The sequence below is a fragment of the Caballeronia sp. dw_19 genome, from assembly GCF_018449515.1.
Lineage (GTDB): Bacteria > Pseudomonadota > Gammaproteobacteria > Burkholderiales > Burkholderiaceae > Caballeronia.
Genome location: NZ_JAAVUQ010000034.1, coordinates 77,748 through 84,179 on the forward strand (window position 1 = coordinate 77,748; position 6,432 = coordinate 84,179).

Genomic DNA, 6,432 nt, shown 5'->3' on the forward strand with positions numbered 1-6,432 from the left:
TCGTTGCGTTACTTAACCTGCGCAAGCCAATCGGCGTACTTTTCGTTCTTGCCGCTCACGATATCGAAGAAAGCGCTTTGCAGCTTTTCCGTGATCGGACCACGCTTGCCTTCGCCGATGGTGCGATTGTCCAACTCGCGGATCGGCGTGACTTCGGCGGCGGTGCCGGTGAAAAACGCTTCGTCGCAGGTGTAGACCTCGTCGCGGGTGATGCGCTTTTCGATCACCTGAATGCCGAAGTCGCGTGCGAGCGTGATGACCGTGTCGCGCGTGATCCCGTCCAGGCACGAAGCCAGGTCCGGCGTGTACAGCTTGCCGTTGTTCACGAGGAAGAAGTTTTCGCCGGAGCCTTCGGAGACGTAGCCGTCGACGTCGAGCAGCAGTGCTTCGTCGTAACCGTCGGTGATGGCTTCCTGATTCGCGAGAATCGAATTCACGTACCAGCCTGACGCCTTCGCGCGGACCATGGCGACATTCACATGATGGCGCGTGAACGATGACGTCTTCACGCGGATGCCCTTCGCAATGCCGTCGTCGCCGAGGTAGGCGCCCCACGGCCACGCGGCGATTGCCACGTGAATGGTGTTGCCTTTCGCCGATACCCCCAGTTTCTCCGATCCCACCCAGATGATCGGCCGGATGTAGCACGATTCCAGCTTGTTCACGCCGACCACTTCGAGTTGCGCGGCTTCGAGCGTTGCGTGGTCGAACGGCACTTCCATCTGGAAGATCTTGGCGGAGTTGAGCAGGCGCTTGGTGTGGTCTTTCAGGCGGAAGATCGACGTGCCGTTGCCGGTTTTGTAGGCGCGCACGCCTTCAAAAACGCCCATGCCGTAGTGCAGCGTGTGGGTGAGCACGTGGATGTTGGCGTCGCGCCAGTCGATCAGCTTGCCATCCATCCAGATCTTGCCGTCGCGGTCGGCCATTGACATACGATTTCTCCTGGCGAGTAGTGTTGCAGATATTGAATGGGTCGCCCGTTTGCGCCAGCGTATTTCGTCGTCCGATTAACCGGCATGACGATGACGACGAGCCTTCTGCGCCTTGTTCCGGTCCGTGGCGCCTGTTCGGAAACAGCACGCGCGGCATGGGATTTCAGCGCAAAACCGGCAAGCGGCTGGGCGACCAAAGACCGTCATTTTAGCGTCTTTTCGATTAAAAAATGGGCGCTGTCGGCCATTTGGCGCCTTTCACGACGCTATAATTTGCCTTTCATCGTCACGCGATGTGCTCAGGGTGCAGTCAACGTTGCGGTTCGAAAGCAAACCGTGAGGAAACGCACGAAAGCCCGCCGTTCGGATCGGTTGGCTCGATCGAGCGTCAGACTGGGCGTGATTCAAGGCCCGGCGCGGCGGTTTCTGGTCGTGTTTTGGGTTGTGTTTTTGGTTGTTTTAGACAGCGATTCAGGCTCGGTCTGCGGCAATCATCCGGCCGGCTGCCCGTTCTTCGCCGCATCCGTTGGATCCGCCGCTCAACCGCACAAGCACACCGCGACTCGCACCCATCTCCATGTTCGACCGGCTGTCAGACCTCAACCGACGCGCGTTTCTCGATGGCGTCAAAACCCTCTCTCCGGCGGTTCCGGCCACGTTCTCGTGGGGTCTCGTCACCGGCATTGCGATGGCCAAGTCCGTGCTGACCGTGCCGCAGGCACTCGGGATGTCGCTCGCGGCCTATGCCGGATCGTCGCAACTGGCCGTGCTGCCGTTGTTCGCCGCGAAGCTGCCGCTCTGGACCATCCTTCTGACCGCTGCCATGGTCAACTTGCGGTTCGTCATTTTCAGCGCAGGGCTTGCGCCTCATTTCGCCTATTTGCCGTTGCGCCGCCGGCTGGTGCTCGGTTATTTCAATGGCGACATCATTTACCTGATGTTCCAGAAGCGTAATTTCCCAACCGGCTATCAGCCCGGCAAGGAGGCGTTTTTCTGGGGCATGGCGGCGACGAGCTGGTCCTCGTGGCAAGTGTCATCCATAGTGGGAATTCTGCTCGCGAGCCTTTTCCCCGATAACTGGGGCCTCGAACTCGCCGGCACGCTTGCGCTGATTCCGCTGATTGTCTCGGCTATCGCCACGCGCTCGACGCTGGCGGCCGTTGGCGTGGCGAGCGTGATCGCGTTGATTGCGCTGGACCTGCCGTACCGGCTTTCATTACCGCTGGCCGTGGCGGCGGCCCTGCTCGCCGGAACGTTTGTCGATGTTATGGCGGAGAAGCTGGGCCGCCAAACCAGCGGCGCGCCAAGGCGTGTGGAAAACTCCGCGCCCTGTCTCACCGACGCCGAGCCATTGAACCCGTCATTCGATCCTTCATTCGATATCCAGCCATCCGATCTCGACAAATCACCGGTCGGCCCCAAGGGCGCCCGGAGCGTCCGATGAGCGCCGCGCAAGTCTGGCTGGCCATAGCCGGCATGGCGCTGATCACGGGCATCACGCGCGCGCTGTTCCTGATGGGCGGCGAGCGCATGATCCTGCCGGAGCGCGTGCAGCGCGCGCTGCGCTACGCGCCGGCTGCGGCGCTGGTTGCGGTCGTCGTGCCCGACCTTCTGACTACGCCGACCGGCCTGTCGATCTCTTTCTCGAATCACGCGCTTTACGCTTCCCTGTGCGGTCTCGCCTGGTTTCTCTGGCGCCGCGGCATGCTGGGGACGATTGTCGTCGGCATGATTGTCTTCACGGTGTTGCGGCTGTTCGCTTGACGCTGGTTTTGCTGCGGTGCGTCATGCGGTGCGTCATCCAAGCCATCGCAAACTCGCCGATCCCGAATCCTGGGGATTTGCGTTTCCTGCGTCGGACGGGCATGGGTATCGGTTAAAATGGTGATCTCGCTGTCGTATCGAATGAGGTCGAAACGTGTATCCGGCAGTCACCGCACACCAGCTTCACTCGCTCCATTCTCTGCTGCAACGCCTCGTCGCCTGGGTATCCAGGTCGCCGGCGAAAGGCGCGGCACGCCTCGTTTTATTGTCCCTTACCTGTTCGAATCCTCCGCTTGGTGCTGGTCGCCTTGCGATGTTGCGCGCACGCCGACTTATCGCCGGGATGGTTTTGAGCACTTCAATTTCCCCGTAGCGACCTGTGTGAGCCCGCTGGCATAAATCCACGGCGCGCAGATTCAACTCGCCCGAACCGCTTTCCAATTACTCGCTCACCCGCTGACTCCCATGACGAAAGTATTGCGTTTCACCGATCTGATCGCCGAAGGCAAAGTGTCCGGCAAACGTGTTTTCATCCGAGCCGACCTCAACGTCCCGCAGGACGATCAGGGCAACATCACCGAAGACACCCGCGTGCGCGCCTCGGTGCCGGCCATTCAGCAAGCGCTGGCAGCGGGCGCCGCCGTGATGGTCACGTCCCATCTCGGCCGCCCGACGGAAGGGCAGTTCAAGCCTGAAGACTCGCTTGCGCCCGTGGCCAGGCGCCTTAGCGAACTGCTTGGCCGCGATGTGCCGCTGATCGCAGATTGGGTTGACGGCGTGCAGGTGCAGCCGGGTCAGGTCGTGCTGCTCGAAAACTGCCGCTGCAACAAGGGTGAGAAGAAGAACGACGACGCGTTGTCACAGAAGCTCGCCAAACTCTGCGATATCTACGTGAACGACGCGTTCGGCACCGCGCATCGTGCGGAAGCGACCACGCATGGCATTGCGAAATACGCACCCGTGGCGTGCGCCGGTCCGCTGCTTGCCGCTGAACTGGATGCATTGGGCAAGGCGCTCGGCGAGCCGAAGCGCCCGCTGGTCGCCATTGTCGCGGGATCGAAGGTATCGACGAAACTGACCATCCTGAAGTCGTTGGCCGAGAAAGTGGACCAGTTGATCGTGGGCGGCGGGATTGCCAATACGTTCATGCTCGCGTCGGGGTTGAACATCGGCAAGTCGCTGGCGGAGAAGGATCTCGTCGATGAAGCCAAGACCATCATCAGCGAAGCGCGGGCGCGTGGGGCGTCGGTCCCCATTCCTAGCGACGTTGTGACCTCGAAGGAATTCGCCGCGACTGCCAAGGCCGAAACGAAAGCCGTGGACCAGGTGCAGGACGACGACCTGATTCTCGATATCGGCCCGGACACCGCCAAGGCGCTTGCCGCGCAGTTGGAGAAGGCGGGCACGATCGTGTGGAACGGCCCGGTTGGCGTGTTCGAATTCGACCAGTTCGGCAATGGCACGAAGACGTTGGCGGATGCGATTGCGAAGTCATCGGCGTTCTCGATTGCAGGTGGCGGCGACACGCTCGCGGCCATCCAGAAGTACGGCATCCACGACAAAATCAGCTATATATCGACTGGCGGCGGCGCGTTCCTGGAGTTTTTGGAAGGCAAGACGTTGCCGGCGGTCGAAGTACTCGAATCGCGGGCCTGAGCCCATGAAACGAGCCACGTCGAAGAGCGATCGTCCTGAGTCCGTAGTTGCTGAAGTTGCTGCAGATAAAGAAGAGTTGGCTGCTGACGCTGGTTTATCAGTGGCGGCCGAAATTGGATCGAGGGTGGCGGTCGGGGTGAAACCTGACCCCGGCCCCGCTCGCGCACCGGCCAAGTCGAAGCGTTCCGCTGCGGCGCCGGCCCGGCGTGGTTCGAATTTAAAGCGGGAAGTAAGGAAGGAAACCGCGGTCATGATTGGTGGCGCGAGTGCGTCGCTGATTCCGGTCGCCGGACAGATATCGAATAGCTATCACAAAGCGACGCCGGCTCGAACCGGCGCGCGTTCGCAGGCGGAGACATCTTCATCCCCGTCGGCACACCGTACTCGCAGCGCTGTTTCAGGCGATACCACCCAGACGAGGAATTCCATGCATCGCGCTACAAAGATTGTCGCCACTATCGGCCCCGCTTCCAGCACCCCTGAGATCCTGCTGCAAATGATGCAGGCCGGTCTCGACGTGGTCCGTTTCAACTTCTCGCACGGCACGGCCGACGATCATCGCCAGCGCGCGCAATACGTTCGCGACGCCGCCAAGCAATGCGGCCGTGAAGTGGCGTTGATGGCTGATTTGCAAGGCCCGAAGATTCGCGTGGGCAAGTTTGAAAACGGCAAGATCACGTTGATTGCGGGCAATTCGTTCATCCTCGATGCGCGTTGTGAGCTGGGCAATGATGAACGTGTTGGCCTGGATTACCCGGATTTGCCGCGCGACTTGCGGGCGGGCGACATCCTGTTGCTGAACGACGGGCTGATCGTGCTCGACGTGGTCCGTGTGATTGGCGAAGAGATCCATACCACGGTGAAAGTGGGCGGTGATCTTTCGAATAACAAGGGCATCAACCGGCAGGGCGGCGGCCTGACGGCGCCGGCGTTGACCGAGAAGGACATGGAGGACATCAAGACGGCCATGTCGCTTGGTGCGGATTTTGTGGCGGTATCGTTTCCGAAGAACGCTACGGACATGGAGATGGCGCGGCAACTGGCGAACATCGCGGGCGCGCCTTATGGCATCAAGCCGAAGATGATCGCGAAGATCGAGCGTGCGGAAGCCATTCCGGCATTGCAGGGCATTCTTGATGCGTCGGACGGCATCATGGTGGCGCGTGGTGATCTCGCGGTGGAAGTGGGTAATGCGGCTGTGCCGGCGTTGCAGAAGCGGATGATCCGGATGGCGCGCGAGTCGAACAAGTTTGTGATTACGGCTACGCAGATGATGGAGTCGATGATCTATGCGCCGGTGCCCACCCGTGCTGAAGTTTCTGATGTCGCGAATGCGGTGCTGGACGGGACGGATGCGGTGATGTTGTCGGCGGAGACGGCGGCGGGTAAGTATCCGGTGACGACCATCGAGACAATGGCGGCCATTTGCCTCGAAGCCGAGAAGTCTGAGCAGAGCGAGCTTGACAAGGATTTCCTTGATCGCACGTTCACGCGGATTGATCAATCCATTGCGATGGGTGCGTTGTTCACGGCTTACCACTTGGGGGCGAAGGCGATTGTTGCTTTGACCGAGTCGGGCGCGACGGCGTTGTGGATGTCGCGGCATTGGTCGCATGTGCCCATTTTTGCGCTGACGCCGCGGATTGGCAGTGAGCGGACGATGGCGCTGTATCGGAATGTGACGTCGTTGCACTTGGATACGAACACCGATCGCGATGTTGCGCTTCAGCAGGCGCTGGAGGTGGTGGTGTCGAAGGGGTATGCCGCTCGCGGCGATATGGTTGTGTTGACTGTTGGCGAACCGATGGGGCAAGCCGGCGGGACTAACGCGATGAAGATCGTGCGGGTGGGAGATCCGTTTTAATTTCGTTCGCAGTGGTTGGTTTGTTCGCACCGGTGGACGGTTTTGGGGGGGCGGGTTCGGGGTGGATGCTGGCGGGGGGGGTTTGGGGGGGGGGGGGGGGGGGGTCGGGGGGGGGGGGGGGGGGGGGGGGGGGGGTGGGGGGGGTGGGGGGGTGGGGGGTTTTTGCGGTGGGGGTGTGCGGGGGGCGGGTTTTTTTTTTTTTACTTTTTGTCACTG

At 61.0% G+C, this 6,432-nt stretch carries 5 protein-coding genes; 4 read left to right on the plus strand and 1 reads right to left on the minus strand.

The genetic code is table 11. The features are described 5' to 3' along the window. Positions 1–8 precede the first annotated feature (8 nt). On the minus strand, positions 9–932 hold the full coding sequence (locus HB376_RS31805) for a branched-chain amino acid transaminase (RefSeq protein ID WP_213767635.1): 924 nt from the start codon (positions 930–932) through the stop codon (positions 9–11). 577 nt (positions 933–1,509) lie between these two features. Here HB376_RS31805 and HB376_RS31810 point away from each other — a divergent pair. The 4 genes from HB376_RS31810 (at position 1,510) to pyk (ending at position 6,216) form a co-directional block, all read left to right on the plus strand. Continuing rightward, complete coding sequence (locus HB376_RS31810) at positions 1,510–2,376, plus strand: AzlC family ABC transporter permease (protein ID WP_213767636.1); 867 nt, start codon at positions 1,510–1,512, stop codon at positions 2,374–2,376. Next, positions 2,373–2,696 (plus strand): AzlD domain-containing protein, encoded by a 324-nt coding sequence (locus HB376_RS31815; protein WP_213767637.1) that lies wholly within the window; start codon positions 2,373–2,375, stop codon positions 2,694–2,696. Before HB376_RS31810 ends, HB376_RS31815 begins: the two co-directional genes overlap by 4 nt. 465 nt (positions 2,697–3,161) lie before the next feature. After that, positions 3,162–4,352: a phosphoglycerate kinase gene (locus HB376_RS31820; protein WP_213767638.1), complete on the plus strand. Its 1,191-nt coding sequence runs from the start codon at positions 3,162–3,164 to the stop codon at positions 4,350–4,352. Between the two features lie 427 nt (positions 4,353–4,779). After that, positions 4,780–6,216 (plus strand): pyruvate kinase, encoded by a 1,437-nt coding sequence (gene pyk / locus HB376_RS31825; protein WP_213767647.1) that lies wholly within the window; start codon positions 4,780–4,782, stop codon positions 6,214–6,216. The last annotated feature ends 216 nt before the right edge of the window (positions 6,217–6,432 follow it).